The sequence below is a fragment of the Methylibium rhizosphaerae genome (assembly GCF_006386545.1).
GTDB classification, from domain to species: domain Bacteria; phylum Pseudomonadota; class Gammaproteobacteria; order Burkholderiales; family Burkholderiaceae_C; genus Pseudorivibacter; species Pseudorivibacter rhizosphaerae.
In genome coordinates this window covers 98,273-116,262 of sequence record NZ_SWAR01000027.1, presented here as the reverse complement: position 1 = coordinate 116,262, position 17,990 = coordinate 98,273, and the positions used below count along the sequence as shown (strand labels likewise).

Here is a 17,990-nt window from a genome sequence, read left to right as displayed (position 1 = left end):
AGGCCTACAAGTCGAGCACCAGCACCGGTGTCTTCGAGCGCGAGCAGCAGGGCGTGAACTGGTCGTTCGCGGCCTGCTCCTCCGGCGTGAGGTACATGTCCTTGTGGTCGGGCACGCCTTCGAGCACGCGGGTGAGGCAGGTGCCGCACACGCCCTGCTCGCAGGAGGTCTGCACCTCCACGCCGGCCGCGGCCAGGGCCTGCACCACCGTCTTGTCCTTCGGCACCACCACCACCTTGCCCGAGCTCGCCAGCTTGACCTCGAAGCTGGCGTCGTCGGCCGACTTCACCACTTCGGCCCCGAAGAACTCGTAGTGCAGCTGCGCCTCGGGCCAGCCCTGGGCGCGGGCGGTGGAGAGCACCGCATCCATGAAACCCTTCGGCCCGCACACGTAGAGGTGCACGCCCGGCTGCGGGGCGCGCAGCAGGGCGGTGATGTCGAGCTTCTGCGCGGCGTCGCCGTCGTCGAAGTGCAGCTGCACCCGCGGCGCATAGGGCGCCGCCGCGATGCGCTGGCGGAACGCCATGCGGTCGGGCGAGCGGGTGCAGTAGTGCATCTCGAAGTCGGCCCCGGCCACCGCCAGGCGCTCGGCCATGCACAGGATGGGCGTGACGCCGATGCCGCCGGCCAGCAGCAGGCTGCGCTTCGCTTCATGCGCAAGCGGGAAGTGGTTCTTCGGCGTGCTGATCGACAGCACGTCGCCCACCTTCACCTGCTCATGCATCGCCTTCGAGCCGCCGCGGGTGTTGGCGTCCTTCAGCACCGCGATCAGGTAGCGGTGGGTTTCCTTCGGGTCGTTGCACAGCGAGTACTGGCGCACCACGCCGTCGGCCGCCTGCACGTCGATGTGCGAGCCGGCAGAAAACGCCGGCAGCGCGCGGCCGTTCACTTCCACCAGCTCGAAGCTGCAGATGTCGGTGGCTTCGACCGTCCTGCCGGCCACTCGAACGCTCAAGCCGAGGTTGTTCATGCTGCCGCCGCCATGCCGTCGCCGCGCTCCTCGGCCAGCAGGCGGTCGATGATGCGGCGCGACTGCACGCCGCCGGCGTCGATGTTGAGCTTGAGCAGGCTGCGCTCGGGCCAGGCGAGCAGGTTCTTCTGCTGGCGCTCGAGCATCTCGAGGTCTTCGCCGAAGATCTTGCCCTGGCCTTCGCGGATCTTCGCGGTGAGCTCGGCGTCGTGCGGCTGGAAGGTGCGCGCCATGCCCCAGAAGTACCAGATCGAGGTCTCGGTCTCGGGGGTGATGAAGTCGACCACGATGCTGGAGGCCTTCTTGTCGGCCGGCGCGTCGTAGCCGCCGTGGCCGGCCAGGGCCACGCCCACTTCGATCATCACGTGGCTGGGCGGCGAGAAGCGGCAGATCTGCCAGCGGTCCACCGGCTGGTCATCGGGCAGGTTGTTGCCGCGCAGCGCCATCTTCCAGAAGGGCGGCGCGATGATGTTGTGCATGAAGCGGCTGGTCACCACTTCGTCGCCTTCCGTCCTCGTGGTGGGCGCCGCCTCGTCGATCTCCTTCTGGCCGATGCTGTTGGCATGCACGTAGGTCTCGTGCGTCAGGTCCATCAGGTTGTCGATCATGAGGCGGTAGTCGCAGGCGATGTGGTACAGCCCGCCGCCATAGGCCCACTCCGGGCTCTCGGCCCAGTGCAGCGGGTGGATCTTCGCCGGATCGGCCTGGCTCGCGTCACCCGGCCACACCCAGATGAAGCCGTGGCGCTCGACCACCGGGTAGGTGCGCACCGCGGGGAAGCCCCGCACCCGCTGGCCCGGCATGGCGATGGTCTTGCCGTCGCAACCCATTTCGAGCCCGTGGTAGCCGCACACCAGCTTGCCTTCGCACACCCGGCCCAGCGACAGCGGCGCGCCACGGTGCGGGCAGAAGTCTTCGAGCGCCGCCACCTGGCCCTCCGGGCCGCGGTAGAACACGATCCGCTCGTTGCAAACCTTGCGGCCCAGGGGCTTGCCGTCGATCTCGTCGGGCGTGGCGGCCACGTACCAGGCGTTCTTCGGGAACATCGTCGTCGTCTCCAGGTGTGGTTATGGTTGGCTTGATTGGATCCAATTATGGCCATTCGAGCCGGTTTGAGTCAAAATATTCCGGTCAATTGGATCCAATCTAGGCATAGGAGGGGCATGGCCGCAGAAGACTCCGGCAGCGTGATCGCCACGCTGCGCAAGCTGATCATCGAAGGGCACTACGCCGCCGGCACGCGCCTGGCCGAGATCCCGGTGGCCGAGGCGCTGGGGGTGTCGCGCACGCCGGTGCGGCTGGCGTTTCGCACGCTGGAGCAGGAAGGCCTGCTGCAGGTGACGGGCAAGCGCGGCTACGTGGTGCGCGAGTTCTCAGACCACGACGTGCTGTGCGCGCTCGAAGTGCGCGGCGTGCTCGAAGGCCTGGCGGCGCGGCGGCTGGCCGAGCGCGGCATGAGCGAGGCGGTGCGGGCGCGGCTGGCCGGCGCGGTGGAAGAGGGGCGCAACCTGCTCGCCAAGGGCCACCTCACCGAAGAAGACGTGGGCACGTGGAGCCAGCTCAACAAGGTGTTCCACGACACCATCGTCGACGCCACCGAAAGCCCGGTGATCGCCGACGCGATCGCCCGCAACAACCACCTGCCGTTCGCCTCGGCCGACTCGATCATCATCGACCCGCAGGCGCTCGACCGCGAGTTCGAGAAGCTGCGCTTCGCGCAGCTGCAGCACGAGCTGGTGTTCGAGGCCATCGAGCAGCGTGAGTCGGCGCGGGTGGAGATGCTGATGCGCGAGCACGCGTACATCGGGCTGCGCTACGGGAAGCTGTTCGGCCTGAAGACCCGGTTGCCCGGGGGCGGCGCCTGAGAGGGCGGGGCGCCCGTACGCGTCTTCCGCGGGTCTATGACGCTGAAGCGGCTGTCGCGCCGCGCGTGACCTCGCGCCGGCGCGAACCTCGCGCACCCAGGGCCGCCGCGCCGGCCGGCAGCAGCGCCCACACGGCGGGCTCGGGCACGGGGCGAGCCCTGCGGTGCGACGGTCGGAAGATCACGATTCGCCTGCTGTTGCCTTGGCCCACCGGCGGATGGTGGCGCGCAAGGCTCGCATGGCCTTGTCGTCCAGCGGCATCTGGGCAACCAGCTGCAGGACCTGCTCTGGCGAGACGTACCCGTAAGAGAGCAGCGCCTTGCAGAACTCGCGGTCCTTCTCGCGCCCGGCGGCCGCCTTGGACGAGGATCGACTGGCTCCCAACGATGACGAACTCGTACGCCTGAGTGACCTCCGCGCTGGCGCGGATGATGTGCTCGAGCTCTTCCCTGGTCATCGCGGCTGCGGCTCCATCTGGTCGCCATAGACAACGCCCTGCTTTAGGTCGTTCACTTGCCGCAGCACTTGCTGCCGGACTTCTTCAGAAAGGATGGTCACGATCGGCGATGCCTGGCGCAGTTCCTGAGCCCGACGGGTGGAGCCAAGCACCTTTCTCCAGGTCTTGTCCTTCAAGATGCGTTGCCATTCACGCCACAAGCTCAGGGACCGTGAATTCCCGTTGTGGTGGATCCAGCGGCCTAGCGTTTCCAGGGCCTTGTCGCGCAGTGCCGGGTCTTGTTGAATCGCGCGTACCGCTGCTTCATGCAGTACCAGGCTCTGCAGATCCTGAACACGGTGACGCGACGAGTCCGATGTCACTTGAACCTGGACGATGGGGCGGCTGCGCCGCGACCGCGCTGCGGCCGAGCCTGGCGGCGGTGGCTGCAGGGTGTCGCCAGCCAGCAGCGCCAGCTCGCCGCTCACACCAAGCGCCGACATCACACGAAGATAGGTGCCCATCGATGGGGCCGGGTCGCCGGACTCGACCGCGCTGAGCGTGGTGCGCGATATGCCGACACGGCTGGCCAATTCGACCGCGCTGAGCCCCTGCGACTTGCGCAGCAATTTGAGCCGGTCGCCGAGTTGGAGCAGCAACTGGCGGTCGAGAACGGACAGGGAGTCTGTCTTCATTGACCAGTATTCTAGACATTTGGTGCGGCAGATGCACATTTTGATGTGCAACTTGTCAGTCGTGCTGTGCCAGATCGAGCGTGTACGCCGACGAAGTCACGTTCGCGCAATCGGCAGCGGCCCGCCCATGTCGGCCAGGCACTTCCACCTGCAGGGGCTGGACATCGTGGTGGATTGAGCTGAGCGCGCGCATGCCGGGGCACCACGATGTGCCCATGTGCCATTGCGCTCACATCACGGCGGAGTCAACGCAAGCAGTGTGCGTGTTCGGCCGTCATCACGTTCGCGAGTGATCGATACCTGGTCGGGCCCGACCGCTCATTGCCCGCTGGCTGCGGCTTGCCAGTGAGCCTTGGCGCTTCAGTCGCAACTGAAGCGCACGCTGTCATCCAGCGCCTCGGCCAGCACCAGCGTGCGCAGGCCGGCGGCGCGCGCGGAGGCACACAGCTGGGCACGCGCGGTGGCGTCGGTGACCCAGTTGCTCGCGTACTCGGCGTTGAACACGGGCTTGGCGCGGGTGGTGAACACCGAGTAGCCGCTGCACTCGCCGTGCTGGTGGCATTGCTCGTTGACGGCGAAGTCGAAGTAGGGCTCCAGCGCGGCCAGCTGGTCCACGTCGTTCTTCAGCCCCACCGCCAGGCCCCGCGCGCGGGCCTGGTTGGCGATGAAGCGGTTGTAGTCCAGCTGCGTGTCGGCCGTGAGTGCAAAGCCCGGCTGGTTGGCATAGCCGTCCATGTTGTCGGGCTCGACGCCGTCGCAACGCTTGGTCACGGCCAGGTCCAGCCGCGCCTGCATGATGGTGCGCACATTGGCCGAGCGCGTGTCCAGCCAACGCTCGCCCGGCCACTGGTCGAGCGGGTTGCCCATGTCGGCAGCGTTGAAGCGCGAGAAATCGCTGCGCCAGTCTTCCGAGCTGCCCGCCGAGAAGTAGCACACCACGCGGCGGCCGGCGGCCTTGAGCGCATCGATCGTGGCCTGCGGCGTGTCGAACAGGTCCACGTCGTACACCGCAACGGCGTACGACGTGTTCACCGTGCCGTGCAACTGCCATTGCCAGGTGTCGGCCAGCGCGGGTGCCCAGGCCCCGGCCGCCGGCGGCTGGGGGCTCGCCGCCGGGCTCGCCGTATCGCCGGCAGGAGCATCTTCGTTTCCACCGCCGCCGCACGCGGTCATCAGGAGCGCCAGCGCGCCGGCAACCCAGGCTCGGCACACGTTCGAATTCGGTTTCATTCGGGGCATTGTTTCTGCGGAGCTGACGTCAGACTTTCGCGGTGGGCGGCGGGGCGCCTGCGGTCACGCGGTGGCAGCGCGAGTCGGCGCGTGGAATGCCCGGATCCCAAAAAAAGAATCCGGGAATGTCGATTTGGGTCTGTCTCGATCGTCGTGCCCAGTGATCAGACCCTCAACGAGCCGTCCAGTGCAGTTGGCGGTCCTTCACCGGCAAGGGTTGCGCCTTGGGCGCATGCCTTGTTTCTGTTCAACCAAGGAGAAGCAAATGACCAGCAAGAACACGATTTGTCTCTGGTATGACAACGGCGCCGTGGAGGCCGCGAAGTTCTACGCAGCAACCTTCCCTGACAGCTCGGTGGGCACTGTGTATCGCGCGCCTGGGGACTACCCGTCCGGCCAGGAGGGCAATGTATTGACGGTGGAGTTCACCGTGATGGGCATCCCGTGCCTCGGCCTGAACGGGGGCCCGCAGTTCAAGCACAACGAGTCTTTCTCTTTCCAGGTCGCAACCGATGACCAGGCTGAGACGGACCGCTTTTGGAACGCGATCATCAAGAACGGCGGTGAGGAAAGCGCGTGCGGATGGTGCAAGGACAAGTGGGGCATCTCGTGGCAGATCACGCCACGCGCCCTGATGGCCGCGATCAGCGATCCGGATCCCGCGGCCGCCAAGCGCGCGTTCAACGCCATGATGGAGATGCGGAAGATCGACATCGCGGCGATCGAGGCGGCCCGGCGCGGCTGACGTTCACCTGCCGGCCCGACCACGTCGCCACGACCGAGCGCCTCCTGCGGCACCCGGGCCGGCAACACACGGCTTCAATCGAACTTCACGTTGTTCTCCCGCACGATCTGGTTGAACCCGTCGTACTGCTGCCTGAAGAACGCGCTGAACTGCTGCGGCGTCATGCCGTAGGCCTCGAAGCCCTGCTGCACCAGCTGTTCTCGCACTTCGGGCTTCTCCAGCGCCGCGCGCAGTTCGGCGCTCAACCGGTTCACCAGCTCCGCCGGCATGCCGGCCGGGCCGAAGAAGCCGGCCCAGGGCTTGATGGTCAGGGCACCCAGCCCTGCTTCGGCGGCCGTGGGCACCTCCGGCAGCAACGGGCTGCGTTGCGGTTGCAGCGTCACCAGCGCCCGCGCGCGGCCGTCCTTCACGAACGCAGGCGCAGAGGTGCCGGTGGTCCAGATCATGTGGATGTTGTCGCCCACCAGATCGGTGAGCGCTGCGACGTCGCCCTTGTAGCGGGCGTTCACCACCTTGCGGCCGTCGAGCAGCTGCAGCATCGCGAGCTCGGCCGCGCTGTTGCTCGAGGCCGAGTTGTACTTGCCCGGGTTGGCGCTCACATGGTCGAGCAGCTCCTTCACGTTCTTCGCCGGCAGGTTCTTGTTGACCACCAGGAACATCGAGAACTGCCCTGCCGAGCTGATGGGTGTGAAAGCCTTGAACGGGTCGTAGGGCGGGTTGGGCCGCAGCGAAGGCACGGCCACCAGCGCGGTGTTGGTGCCCATCAGGATGGTGTGTCCGTCGGGTGCGGCGCGCTGCACTTCCTGCGCCGAAAGGATGCCTTCAGCCCCCGGCTTGTTCTCCACGATGACCTGCTGGCCGAGCTGCCGGCCCAGCTGCTGCGCAATGATGCGGGCCATCACGTCGGCCGCGCCGCCGGGCGCAAAGCCCACCACCATGCGCACCGGCTTGCTCGGAAACGCAGCCGCTGGCTGCTGTGCGTGCGCCGGGCTCACGCACAAGGCGGCGAGTGCCGCCAGACCCAGGACCCATTGCCTGACCTTCATGCTGTCTCACTCCTGATGGTTGTCGTCCTTCACGAGCACCGCGCCCTTGGAGAGCGGCCCCACGTTGCGGCGGTAGATCTGCAGCCAGCCGCGGTCGAACATCGGTGCCGGGGCTTGCCAGCGCGCGCGGCGTTGTTCGAGCACTTCGTCGCTCACGTCGAGGTCGACACGCCGCGTGTCGAGGTCGATGGTCACCGTGTCGCCGTCTTCCACCAGCGCGAGCGGCCCGCCCAGTGCAGCCTCGGGTGCCACCTCGGCCACCACCAGGCCCTTGCACACCAGGCCCGACAGGTGACCGTCGGTCAGCATCGCCACCTGATCGCCCAGGCCGGCGCCGTCGATGCCGAACACCACGCGCGAGGCACCACCGCCCATTGCCGGGCCGCCGCAGGCACCGGCGCCGCGCATTACCACCACGTGGCCGGGGCGGATGCTGCCGTCCTTCAGCGCGGCCAGGGCTTGGTCCGAGGTGCCGAAGCAGATGGCCGGGCCGCTGAAGCGGCGTGTCTTGCGCTCGGCAATGCCGGTCTTGATGAGGCCGCCTTCGGGCGCCAGGTTGCCGCGCAGCAGCACGATGGCCGGGCGCGGCGCCACCGGGCGCTCGATGGGACGGATGACTTCGGCATCGCCCACTTGCACCTCGCGCAGGTTGTCGGCCACGCTTGCCCCGGTGACGGTGAGCGCGGTGGTGTCCAGCAGCGGTGCCAGCTGCTTCATCAGCGCACGGCAGCCGCCTGCAGCCTCGAACTCCTCGATGAAGCGCTCACCGATCGGGCGGATGCCCGCGAGCACCGGGGTCTGGGGGCCCAGGCGCTCGAACAGGCCGTACACGTCGACCCCGCTGCCGGCCTCCGTGGCCACCGCCTGCAGGTGCTTCACCGTGTTGAGCGAGCCGCCGATGGCGAGCACCGCCCGCACCGCATTGGCAAACGCGCCGGGCGACAGGATGTCGCGCGGCTTCAGGTCCTTCCACACCATGTCGACGATGCGCTCGCCCGCCGCGCGCGCGTCGTCGAACATCTTGGGCGACAGCGCCGCCACCGGCGCGCTGCCGGGCAGCGCCAGGCCGAGCGCCTCGCACACGATGTGCATCGAGTTCGCCGTGCCCAGGCCTGAACACACGCCCGGCGAGCGGATCGCGCAGCGGCTCATGCCGATCACGTCGTCCACCGGCGTGTGGCCGGTGAGCGCATGCATCGAGTGGATGAACACCTCCTCGATGTCCACGTGCCGGCCCTTGTATTCGCCGCTGGCCTGGTAGCCGCAGGGCACGAGCAGCGTCGGCACGTTCAGCCGCGCGGCGGCCATCAGCTGGCCGGGCACCGTCTTGTCGCAGGAGGTGAGGCACACCATGCCGTCGAGCTGCGCGCCTTCCACCGCCACCTCGATGTCGTTGGTGACGAGGTCGCGTGCGGCCAGCATGTAGGCGCCGCGGGCGCCCGCGCCGGTGACGAAGTCGCTCGGCGCGGCGGTGCGCACCTCGAAGGGCACGCCGCCCGCAGCCCGGATGGCCTGCTTCACCTCGGCGGCCACCTGGTCGAGGTGGCTGTAGCAGGCGGCGAGTTCGCTGCTGCTGTTCACCACGGCGATCTTGGGTTTCTCGCAGTCTTCTTCAGGAATGCCCATCGCCTGCCATTGCGCATTGCGCACGGCCCAGAGATAGGAACCACGGGGGAAGTTGCTGCGCAGTTTTCGTGAGGTCATGAAGGCGCCCCCGTTCAACTCATTGCAGCGTGGCGCCCGTGCTCTTCACCACCGGCGCCCACTTGGTGGTCTCGCGGCCGATGTAGGCGTTGTAGTCCTCGGGGCTGGACATGAGCGGCTCCTGGCCGATGGACGCGATGCGCTCGGTCACCTCCGGCAGCTTCATCACGCTGGCGAACTCGTCGCGGATGAAGCGCACCAGCTCGGGCGGTGTGCCGGCCCGCGCCACCAGGCCGAAGGCGCCGGAAAAGTCGTAGCCGGGCACGGCGGTCGCGAAGCTCGGTGCATTGGGGGCCAGCTCCGCGGGCCGCGCGCCCAGCGTGCCGATGAGCTTGATCTTGCCGGCCCGGGCCTGCTCGAGCAGCGTGTGCGACACCGGGTCGATCATCAGCTGCACATGGCCGCCCATCAGGTCGTTCATGGCCTGGGCGCTGCCCTTGTAGGGCACGTATTCCATCCTGACCTTGGCCATCGAGTTGAGCAGTTCCATCGCAAGGTACGACTGCGTGGTGGCCGAGGCATAGCTCACCTTCTCGCGCCGGGCCAGTGCCAGCAGCTCGGCCGGGTTGCCGGCCGGCAGCGACGGGTGCGCCCACAAGGCCATGTGGAAGCCGGTGAGCAGCATCACCCCGGTCAGGTCCTTCTGCGTGTCGTAGGGCAGCTTGGAAGTGAGCAGCGGGTTGATCACGTGGGAGCCGGTCACGATGCCCAGCGTGTGGCCGTCGGGCGCCGACTTCGCCACGACGTCGGTGCCGAGCGTGGTGTTGGCGCCCGGCTTGTTCTCGATGACGACCGCCTGCTTCCAGCGCGCCGAAAGCTTCTCGCCGATCAGCCGGGCCAGCGCATCGGTGGGCCCGCCGGGCGGGAAGGGCACCACCAGCCGCACCGGTTGCGTGGGATACCTGGGCTGCGCGCCGGCAGGTGCCAGCGCCAGCGCGCACAGCGAAACGGTGGCCGCCGCCAGCCCCTTGAAAAGCTTGTTCATCGGTCTTGTCTCCTGTGAACCGTTGAAACGTGGAAAGGCAACGCGGGGCCTTGGCTGTGATCAGCGGCCCTTCTTCGTCACTTCGACGATGCCGGCGTCGGCATCGACCCTGACCCAGTCGCCCGTCTCGATGCATTCGAGCGGGTCGCTGTCGAAATCGGTCATCGCCGGCGCATGGGTGACCACCGCACCGAGCGCGACCTTGGTGGTCATCTCGTTGAACAGCATGGCCGCCGGCGCCTTGCCATGCAGCCGGGTGGAATGGAACATCGCCGACCAGCCCGACGAGCCCTTGGCCCCCGGGAACACCAGCACCTTGCCGGCGAAGCTCTGGCCGCGCAGCTCGTGGCGCACTTCGATCACGCTGCCGGTGCGCGGGTCGATGCCGCCCCAGCCGGAGATGTGGTCGCGTGTGACCAGGGCCTCGCCCTCGACCACGCCGCCCACCACCTTGCGGCCGTGCAGCACGATGGCCCCCTCGCCACGGGTCGCACTCCCTCTCCCGCTTGCGGGAGAGGGGTGGGGTGAGGGTCCTGCCCGGCTCATGCGAACCTCCCTTCCCATCGCCCGGTGCAGGCCGCATTGATGCAGTCGGCCGTGCTGCCGTACCAGGCCTGCACGCCGGCAATGGCCGGCAGGTAGTGCGCATGCTTGGCCGAGTCCAGCGCCACCACCCGGGTGCCGGTGGGCACGCCGCGGCTCATGGCCGAGCAGCTGTCGCTCATGAGACGGCCGCCCGCGTCTTCGATGATCTTCGTGTAGCCGTTCTGGTCGGCCAGTGCCTTGATGGCGCGCGGCGTGAAGATCCACAGTTCGCAGTGGGCATGCACCTTGCGGCCTTCGAGCAGCTGGCAGGCTTCCCAGATCTGCTCGAGCGTGTAGTGCGGGCAGCCGAGCATCACGTAGTCGACCTTCGAATCGCCGGCGGTCGCGTTGAGCTGCTCCCAGGTCCTGCGGCGCTCGGCCTGGCCGTAGTGCACCGTGTCCACCGGCGTGTTGCGGCCGAAGGCCTGCTCGAGCGTCAGCGCCTCGGGCGTCACGCCCACCAGGTGGTACATCTCCACGCCGCCCGAAGAGGCCGCCGCCGCGCCGAAGTGCTTGAGCCGCGCCAGGTTGGGCACGCTGGCGAACCTGCCGTTGCGGGCACGCACGACCGGCACGCGCTCCTGCACCCAGTCGCCGATGAAGTAGCCGAGCAGGCCCCAGTCGGAGGTGGTCTCGACCTCGATGTCGAGCTGCACGAGGTGGGTGCCCAGGCGGTTCTCGTCGAGGTGGTAGCCCCAGTAGGGGATCTTGCCGGTGAGCATGGCAGCGCCCGCGCTTTCCCGGCCCTCGGCATTGGTGCGCGCGCCCAGCACCGAGTTGCAGTAGATGACGGCCGACGACTCCATCCAGGCGCAGTGCTCGCCGCGGGTGGGCACGTTGCCCACCTGGTAGGGCGTGCAGGTGTGGGTGAGCTGGATGCCGCGGCCGGCGGTGTAGGCCTCGCTCTTCGGATAGAAGCGCACCACGTCCTGCGGCACGTGCATGCGCTCGGCATGCTGCGGGTCGAGCGTGAGCTGCAGGTGCGAGGTGAACACCCGGGCCGGCGGCACCTGCACGATCTCGGGGCTGTCGAGGTTGAATTCGGAGAACACCGCGTCCATGCCGCCGTGCTTTTCGGCAAAGGCCACCATCAGCGGGCTGGTGGCGGCAAAGGTGCCGGTCACGTTGTTCGTGTCCACCAGCCGCTCGGCGCCCAGCGCCTCGCCGTAGCGCACGAGCAAGTCCATCGCGCGCCGCACCGCCGGGCCGTCGCGTCCGTCGAGCATGGCTTGTTCGTCGTCGTTCAGGCGCATCGCGGTGCTTCTTCCTCAGGCAGGCTCAGACGTGCGGCACGTGGCCGCCGATCTCCCGAGCCAGGGTCTTGGCCATCTCGATCAGCGCCGGTGCGATCTCGGCGCGCAGCTTGTCTTCGGTGAACACGAAGGCGGCGCTGCCGCAGTTGAGCGCCATCACCTCGCCGGTGGGGCCCACGATGGGTACCGACACCGAGTTGATCTCGCGGTGGAACTCGCCGGCCGAGATGCAGTAGCCGAACCGGTGCGCATCGTCGAGCGCCCGCTGCAGGCCGCCGCTCTGGGCCGACCAGTCGCTGCCGCGCGCCAGCCGCAGGGTCTCGACGAGCGCATCGCGCTCGTTGGGGGGCAGGGCCGCGAGATAGGCGCGGCCGAGGGCCGAGTTGGCCATGGGCGCACGCGAACCCACGTCCAGCCGCGCGGCCAGCATCGAAGACCGCGGCCGGCAGGCCTCGATCAGCACCATCTCCAGCCCGTCGCGCACGGCCAGGTACACCGAGCCGCCCATGGTCTCGGCCAGCTGCTGCATGTGCGGCCGGGCCACCGCGCGGACGTCGAGCCCGGCGAGGAACACCCGCGCCAGCGACACCACGCCGGGGCCGAGCATGAACCGCTCGCTGCCGTGCTCCTGCTTCATGAGCCCCAGGGTCACCAGCGTGGTGGCCAGCCGGGTGACGGTGGGGCGCGGAATGCCGGTGAGCCGCGCCAGCTCGGTGGGCGACAGCACGCGCCGGTCTTCGTCGAAGCAGCGCAGCACCGCGATGCCGCGCTCGAGCGCGCTCACGGTGTCGGGACGGGATTCGTTGGTGTTGGTGTTGCTGTTGTCGGCCATGTCGGCAGTCCTCGGCAGCCGCTCCTGCGCGGCCGTGGGTGGGACTGTAGTGGCGCCTTGCATGGGGGACTCAGGCGGCCCGCGCCTGCACGGCTTCTTCGCTGGGTCGCAGGAAAACACCCTGCGCCAGCAGGGCGGCCTGCAGCTCGCGCACGTCCACCGCGCGCGGCTCAACGTTGCGCGCCACCGCCAGCGCAGCGGCGGCGCCGGCGGCCTGGCCGGTGATCCAGCACTGCGGGATCTCGCGCATGAAGCCGTGCGAGTTCTTGTCGCACGAGATGTGGCGCCCGCAGGCCAGCAGGCCGTCCAGCCGCTCGGGCACCAGCGCGCCGTAGGGGATGGAGATGTTCGGGAACTTGGGCGAGACCGCCGGGCTCACGCCCACCTCGTCGGGCAGCGCAATGCCGTCGGGCCACTGGGTGCGCAGCACCGCGCCCACGCCCCTGAGCCGCCGCGCATGGCGCACGCCGATCTGCGGGGCGCTTAGCATCATGTAGGCGTTCTCGAAGCCGGGCGCATGCCGGCGGAAGTATTCGAGGTGGGCCGCCATCGCCCGGTGCGACTTCACCTCCACCTCGGTGAGGTCGTCGACGTTCAGCGCCGAATAACCCGACTGGCGCGGCCCCATGAACAGCGCGACGTCGTTGCGCCAGCTCACGAAGGGCCGCTCGAAGAGCCCGAGCTGCTCGCGCCCGCCCTGCATGAAGGCCGCATGCTTCTCGGGCTCGCCGGTCTTGAAGTCGATCCAGCGCTTCATGTCCACGCCGCCGAAGAGCCACGAGGTGTTCATGCAGTGGTGCACGTCGGCTTCCTCGATGTCGTTGTCGTAGGCGGCGCCGGCGCGGGCGAACATGTCGCCGTCGCCGGTCGCATCGACCACCACCCGGGCCATCACGGCCATGCGGCCTTCCTTGCTTTCGAACACCACGCCTCTGACCTGGCCGTTCTCGACGATGGGCCACGAACCCCACGAGTGGTAGATGAGCTTGACCTTGCGCTCGAGCACGATGTCCTGGCTCAGCAGCTTCAGGCGCTCGGGGTCGATGGTGGGCGACCAGGTCACCACGCCGTGATAGGCGGCGGTGCGGTGGCTCCAGTAGCCGGCGCGGGCCGCGTCGCGCGAACCCCATTCGGCACGCGAGGGGCCAGCCACCGCGTCGGCGGGCAGGCGGTCGAACAGCTCCTCGGCAAAGCCGCGGATCACCAGTTCGCCCGACCAGTCGGTCATGCGGTCGATCCAGATCACGAGGCCGCCGGTGGAAAGCCCGCCCAGGTGGTTGTAGCGCTCGAGCAGGGCCACGTCGGCGCCTTGTTTCGCGGCGGCGGCAGCGGCTGCAGTGCCCGAGGGTCCGCCCCCCACCACCAGCACGTCGCAGCGGTGATAGACCGGGATGTCGCGCCCGGGCTCGAACCAGCGGCCCAGGTCGGGCCTCGAAGAGCCGCGTTCGCGCTCGAAGATGTCCGACGACAGGATGCGTTCATCGGTGCGCTCAACGGTCTTCATCGGCTTCGTCTCCGGTCGGTCGGCTGGTGTCGATGAGTGGATTCTGGACGCTGCGCTCGAATTGTTCAAGAGTATTTTGGACGCAACGACCAGTATTGCGGCTGTTGTCTAGGGTTTTCCAGCAAAGCATCCCCGCAATGATTGATATTTATGGTCGCAAAGATCATTATTGCGATCACTTCTCTGGAGACCTGCATGATCCGCCGTACCTTCCTGCTCGCTTCCTCCGCCCTGGCTGCCGCCTTGGCCGCCGCCCCTGTGCCGTCCGTCGCGCAAGGCGCCGGCTTCCCCGCCAAGCCGGTGACCATCGTGGTGCCCAATGCGCCGGGCGGTGCGGTGGACATCCTGGCCCGCCTGCTCGAAAAGAACCTCGGCGAGATCTGGAAGCAGCCGGTGCTGGTGACCTACAAGGCCGGCGCCGGCACGGTGATCGGCACCGACTTCGTGGCCAAGTCCGCGCCCGACGGCCACACCATCTGCCTGGTGGTCACCTCGCACGTCATCAACCCGAGCCTGCGCAAGAACCTGCCGTTCGACACGCTGAAGGACCTGTCCGGCGTCACCATGCTGGCCACCTCGCCGGTGCTGATCTCGGCCTCGCCGAACCTCTCGGCCGGCAACGTGAAGGAGCTGATCGCGCTGGCGAAAAAGGAGCCGGGCAAGCTCACCTACGCATCGCCCGGCAGCGGCAGCTCCATGCACCTGGGCGGCGAGCTGCTCAAGACGATGGCCGGCATCGACATGCTGCATGCGCCCTACAAGGGCAGCGGCGGGGCCTACCCCGACGTGTTCGCCGGCCGGGTGGACCTGCTCATCGACCCGCTGTTCTCGTCGCTGCCGCACATCAAGGCCGGCAAGATGAAGCCGATCGCCATCATGAGTCCGCAGCGCTCGCCCATCGCGCCGGACGTGCCCACGGTGGCCGAGACGCTGCCCGGCTTCAGCGTGCAGAGCATGTTCGGCGCGGTGGTGCCCAGCGGCACGCCGCGCGAGGTGGTGAAGAAGATCAGCGCCGACATGGCGAAGGCGCTGCAGTCGCCCGAGGTGAAGGCCCGCATGTCCGACATCGGCCTCACGCCGGTGGGCAATTCACCGGAGGAGTTCGATGCGTTCATCCGCACCGAGATCGACAAATGGGCCAAGGTGGTGAAGGCTTCCGGCGCCACGGCTGACTGAACGGAGCTCCGCACATGACGACGCTGCAACTCGAGCCATTGCATCCGTTTGCCGCCGAAGCCAGCGGCATCGATCTGTCGCAGCCTCTTTCGCCCGCGCAGGTGCGCGAGGTCGAAGCCGCGATGGACCGGCATGCCGTGCTGGTGTTCCGCGGCCAGCCGCTCACCGAAGACCAGCAGATCGCGTTTGCCAGGAACTTCGGCCCGCTCGACATGGGCCTGCACAAGGTGAAGACCGGGCCGCGCCGCTTCAGGCATGCGGAGCTGGCCGACATCTCGAACGTCAAGGTCGACGGCGAACTGGCCGACCGCGCCCACGCCAAGATCGTGAGCAACCTCGCCAACCAGCTGTGGCACAGCGACAGCTCGTTCCAGCGCCCGCGTGCGAAGTACTCCATGCTGTCGGCGGTGGTGGTGCCGGCTGAAGGCGGCGACACCGAATATGCCGACCTGCGCATGGCGTACGACGCGCTGCCGGCGTGGCGCCGCCAGCAGCTCGAACAACGGGTGGCAGTGCACTACGCGCTGCATTCGCGCTTCCTGCTGGGCGACACCGAATACACCGAAGCCCAGCGCCGCGCCATCGAGCCGGCGCACTGGCCGCTGGTGCAGACCGATCCGCGCTCGGGCCGCAGGATCCTGTTCGTGGGCGCCCATGCCTGCGAGGTGCTGGGCATGACGGTGCCCGAGGGCCGCATGCTGCTGATGGACCTGCTGGAACATGCCACCCAGCGCGAGTTCGTGTACCGCCACCGCTGGCAGGTGGGCGACCTGGTGATGTGGGACAACACCGCCACGCTGCACCGCGGCCGCCACTACGACTTCGCCCAACGCCGCGAGCTGCGGCGTGCCACCACCGAGGAGGTGACCACGTCGGTGGAGGCGCAGGCGTTGGAGCTGGCGGCCTGAGCAACCGGCAGGCAGCGCGGATGGGTTCCGGCCCTTCGATGGGGGTTCAAGTGATGGCACACAGCCAACCTCCGTTCGGGCTGAGGTATCGAAGCCCTGCACCGACCGCTGCGGCCCTTCGATACCTCAGGGCGAACGGGGGGCGTTGCTCGCGAGTGAGGGCGTGGAGATTCGCGGAGGAATAGGGGTCTTCTCTGCGGACCTCCGCGGCGAACGGCTCACGATCCCAAAGCCCCCCGCAGCGCCGCCGCCAGCTGCAGCTGCGCCAGCCGCGCCGCACCGATCGCACCGCCCATGCTGATGAAGCCGTGTGCGAGCCCGTGGTACTCGACCACCGTCGCTTCGGTGCCTGCCGCCATCAGCCGGCTCGCGTAGTCGAGGATCTCGTCGCGTAGCGGGTCGTGCGCAGCCACCTGCAGCAGCGCCGGCGGCAGCCGCGACAGGTCGGCGGCCAGGACGGGGGCGCCGCGGAAATCCGGCGCGCGGCCTTCCGGGCCGAAGTAGTGCGCCATGAAGTACCCCATGGTGCGCAGCGTGAGCGTGGGGCCCAGGGCATGCCGCTCGCGCGAAGGGTAGGGGCCTTCCACGCCCGCCGCGGTGGCCGGGTACACCAGCGCCTGGAAGGCGATGCGCGGCCCGCCGGCGTCGCGCGCCATCAGCGCCACCACCGCGGCCAGCGTGCCGCCGGCGCTGTCGCCGGCCACCGCCAGGCGGTCGGGGCTGGCGCCCAGTTCGACGGCGTGTTCGGCCAGCCAGCGCAGCGCGGTCCAGGCGTCGTCCACCGCCGCGGGGAAGGGGTGCTCCGGGGCGAGCCGGTAGTCCACCGAGGCGACCACCACCTGCGCGTCTTCGCAGAGGCGGCGGCACACCCGGTCATAGCCGTCGAGGTCGCCGAGCACGAAACCGCCGCCGTGGTAGTACACGACCAGCGGCAGCGTTTCGGCCGCTGCGTGCGGCCGGTACACCCGCAGGCCGATGGTGCCGCCGCCCTCGGCCGCCGGGCGCGGCATGCGCAGGTCGCGCACCTGCACGTCGGCCGGCGGCACGTCGGCCGCGGCCAGGATCTCGCGGTACAGGCCGCGCGCCGCCTGAGGCGGCAGGTCGCACAGGTCGGGCAGGCCGGCCGCCTGGGCCTGGGCCACCATGCGGGCGAGTTGCAGGTCGAGCACGGGAAACGTCCTTTCGAATCTCGACTGAAGGGAAGGCGTGGGTCAGGCACCGCGGCCAGCACCGCGCGCCAGCACTGTGTTCGGTGTTGTGGATCGGCGGGGCGTTCAGACGTAGGTCGACGCCAGCCCTCCATCGACCGGCAGGTTGATGCCGCTCACCCAACGCGACGCGTCGTCGCACAGGAAGGCCACCACCGGGGCCACTTCGTCGCTGAAGGCCGGGCGCTTCATGCGGTGCGCGTCCTTCTGCACCCGCTCTTCGCCCAGCATCGACACGAAGTCGCCGAGGATGGGCGTGAACACCGGCCCCGGGGCCACGCAGTTCATGCGCACGCCGCGCTGCAGGAAGACGGCCTGCGACTGGGTATGGGTCCAGACGATCAGCGCTTCCTTGAAGTACTGGTAGCAGGTGGCCTGCGGCACCGGGTGGTCGCGCAGCCATTGCGCGCCTTCGTCGAAGCTGCGCGTGGCGGCCAGCTCGCGGTGCAGCTCCAGCCGCAGCGGCCATTCGGCTCCCAGGATGGACGAGATGTTGACCACCGAACCACCTTCGCCCATGCGGTCGAGCACGCGATGGGTGAGGTGCCGCAGGCCCAGGTAGTTCACCCGCCCCACCAGGTCCGCGGGCGCCGTGCCGGGCACGCCGGCGATGTTGGCCAGCGCATCCACCCTGGCCGGCAGCTGCTGTACGGCGGTGTCGATGGATTTCGGATCGCCGAGATCGGCCTTCACGAAACCATCGACGGACAGCGTGGGGTCGTTGCGGTCGATGCCGATCACGCGCGCGCCCTGCAGACGTGCGAGCTTGGCGAAGTCGGCGCCGATGCCGGAGCAGCAGCCGGTGACGACGATGGTCTTGTTGTTGAGGCTCATGTCTTGTCTCCTGT

At 68.6% G+C, this 17,990-nt stretch carries 18 protein-coding genes; 4 read left to right on the top strand and 14 right to left on the bottom strand.

Annotated elements, in window-relative coordinates; translation table 11 throughout:
- Positions 1-4: 4 nt before the first annotated feature.
- Together E8D38_RS18940 and E8D38_RS18935 are read right to left on the bottom strand one after the other, a co-directional pair.
- Positions 5-970 (bottom strand): PDR/VanB family oxidoreductase, encoded by a 966-nt coding sequence (locus tag E8D38_RS18940; RefSeq protein ID WP_140634392.1) that lies wholly within the window; start codon positions 968-970, stop codon positions 5-7.
- On the bottom strand, positions 967-2,016 hold the full coding sequence (locus tag E8D38_RS18935; RefSeq protein ID WP_140634390.1) for an aromatic ring-hydroxylating dioxygenase subunit alpha: 1,050 nt from the start codon (positions 2,014-2,016) through the stop codon (positions 967-969). Before E8D38_RS18935 ends, E8D38_RS18940 begins: the two co-directional genes overlap by 4 nt.
- 117 nt (positions 2,017-2,133) lie before the next feature.
- Here E8D38_RS18935 and E8D38_RS18930 point away from each other — a divergent pair, with 117 nt between their 5' ends.
- Complete coding sequence (locus E8D38_RS18930) at positions 2,134-2,835, top strand: GntR family transcriptional regulator (RefSeq protein WP_140634388.1); 702 nt, start codon at positions 2,134-2,136, stop codon at positions 2,833-2,835.
- Between the two features lie 180 nt (positions 2,836-3,015).
- On the opposite strand, the gene E8D38_RS18920 is transcribed toward E8D38_RS18930, so the two are convergent.
- The 3 genes from E8D38_RS18920 to E8D38_RS18910 form a co-directional block, all read right to left on the bottom strand.
- Entirely contained in the window at positions 3,016-3,219 is a 204-nt protein-coding gene (locus E8D38_RS18920) for a hypothetical protein (RefSeq protein WP_425462793.1), read from the bottom strand.
- Positions 3,220-3,288: 69 nt separating this feature from the next.
- On the bottom strand, positions 3,289-3,966 hold the full coding sequence (locus tag E8D38_RS18915) for a helix-turn-helix transcriptional regulator (protein WP_140634384.1): 678 nt from the start codon (positions 3,964-3,966) through the stop codon (positions 3,289-3,291).
- A 360-nt stretch (positions 3,967-4,326) separates the two neighbouring features.
- Positions 4,327-5,196 carry an endo alpha-1,4 polygalactosaminidase gene (locus E8D38_RS18910; protein ID WP_140634381.1) on the bottom strand — a complete coding sequence of 290 codons (870 nt, stop codon included), beginning with the start codon at positions 5,194-5,196 and terminating at the stop codon, positions 4,327-4,329.
- A 265-nt stretch (positions 5,197-5,461) separates the two neighbouring features.
- Here E8D38_RS18910 and E8D38_RS18905 point away from each other — a divergent pair, with 265 nt between their 5' ends.
- Positions 5,462-5,941, top strand: a complete 480-nt coding sequence (locus tag E8D38_RS18905) for a VOC family protein (protein ID WP_140634379.1) — start codon at positions 5,462-5,464, stop codon at positions 5,939-5,941.
- A 74-nt stretch (positions 5,942-6,015) separates the two neighbouring features.
- Here E8D38_RS18905 and E8D38_RS18900 read toward each other — a convergent pair whose 3' ends face one another.
- From E8D38_RS18900 to E8D38_RS18870, 7 genes are all read right to left on the bottom strand, one after another.
- Entirely contained in the window at positions 6,016-6,987 is a 972-nt protein-coding gene (locus tag E8D38_RS18900; protein WP_140634377.1) for a Bug family tripartite tricarboxylate transporter substrate binding protein, read from the bottom strand.
- A 6-nt stretch (positions 6,988-6,993) separates the two neighbouring features.
- Entirely contained in the window at positions 6,994-8,691 is a 1,698-nt protein-coding gene (gene ilvD / locus E8D38_RS18895) for a dihydroxy-acid dehydratase (RefSeq protein WP_140634375.1), read from the bottom strand.
- Positions 8,692-8,710: 19 nt separating this feature from the next.
- The gene (locus tag E8D38_RS18890) at positions 8,711-9,676 is read right to left on the bottom strand and encodes a Bug family tripartite tricarboxylate transporter substrate binding protein (protein ID WP_140634373.1); all 966 of its coding nucleotides are present in this window, start codon (positions 9,674-9,676) and stop codon (positions 8,711-8,713) included.
- Positions 9,677-9,736: 60 nt separating this feature from the next.
- Complete coding sequence (locus E8D38_RS18885) at positions 9,737-10,147, bottom strand: aconitase X swivel domain-containing protein (protein ID WP_342779579.1); 411 nt, start codon at positions 10,145-10,147, stop codon at positions 9,737-9,739.
- Between the two features lie 71 nt (positions 10,148-10,218).
- Positions 10,219-11,514 carry an aconitase X gene (locus tag E8D38_RS18880; RefSeq protein ID WP_140634369.1) on the bottom strand — a complete coding sequence of 432 codons (1,296 nt, stop codon included), beginning with the start codon at positions 11,512-11,514 and terminating at the stop codon, positions 10,219-10,221.
- 25 nt (positions 11,515-11,539) lie between these two features.
- The gene (locus tag E8D38_RS18875; protein ID WP_140634367.1) at positions 11,540-12,346 is read right to left on the bottom strand and encodes an IclR family transcriptional regulator; all 807 of its coding nucleotides are present in this window, start codon (positions 12,344-12,346) and stop codon (positions 11,540-11,542) included.
- Between the two features lie 70 nt (positions 12,347-12,416).
- Positions 12,417-13,850 carry an FAD-dependent oxidoreductase gene (locus E8D38_RS18870; protein ID WP_140634365.1) on the bottom strand — a complete coding sequence of 478 codons (1,434 nt, stop codon included), beginning with the start codon at positions 13,848-13,850 and terminating at the stop codon, positions 12,417-12,419.
- A 195-nt stretch (positions 13,851-14,045) separates the two neighbouring features.
- Here E8D38_RS18870 and E8D38_RS18865 point away from each other — a divergent pair, with 195 nt between their 5' ends.
- Complete coding sequence (locus E8D38_RS18865) at positions 14,046-15,026, top strand: tripartite tricarboxylate transporter substrate binding protein (protein ID WP_140634363.1); 981 nt, start codon at positions 14,046-14,048, stop codon at positions 15,024-15,026.
- Positions 15,027-15,040: 14 nt separating this feature from the next.
- Complete coding sequence (locus E8D38_RS18860; RefSeq protein WP_140634361.1) at positions 15,041-15,934, top strand: TauD/TfdA dioxygenase family protein; 894 nt, start codon at positions 15,041-15,043, stop codon at positions 15,932-15,934.
- Positions 15,935-16,152: 218 nt separating this feature from the next.
- On the opposite strand, the gene E8D38_RS18855 is transcribed toward E8D38_RS18860, so the two are convergent.
- Entirely contained in the window at positions 16,153-17,103 is a 951-nt protein-coding gene (locus E8D38_RS18855; protein WP_140634359.1) for an alpha/beta hydrolase, read from the bottom strand.
- Between the two features lie 105 nt (positions 17,104-17,208).
- Positions 17,209-17,976, bottom strand: a complete 768-nt coding sequence (locus E8D38_RS18850) for a coniferyl-alcohol dehydrogenase (RefSeq protein WP_140634357.1) — start codon at positions 17,974-17,976, stop codon at positions 17,209-17,211.
- Positions 17,977-17,990 lie beyond the last annotated feature (14 nt).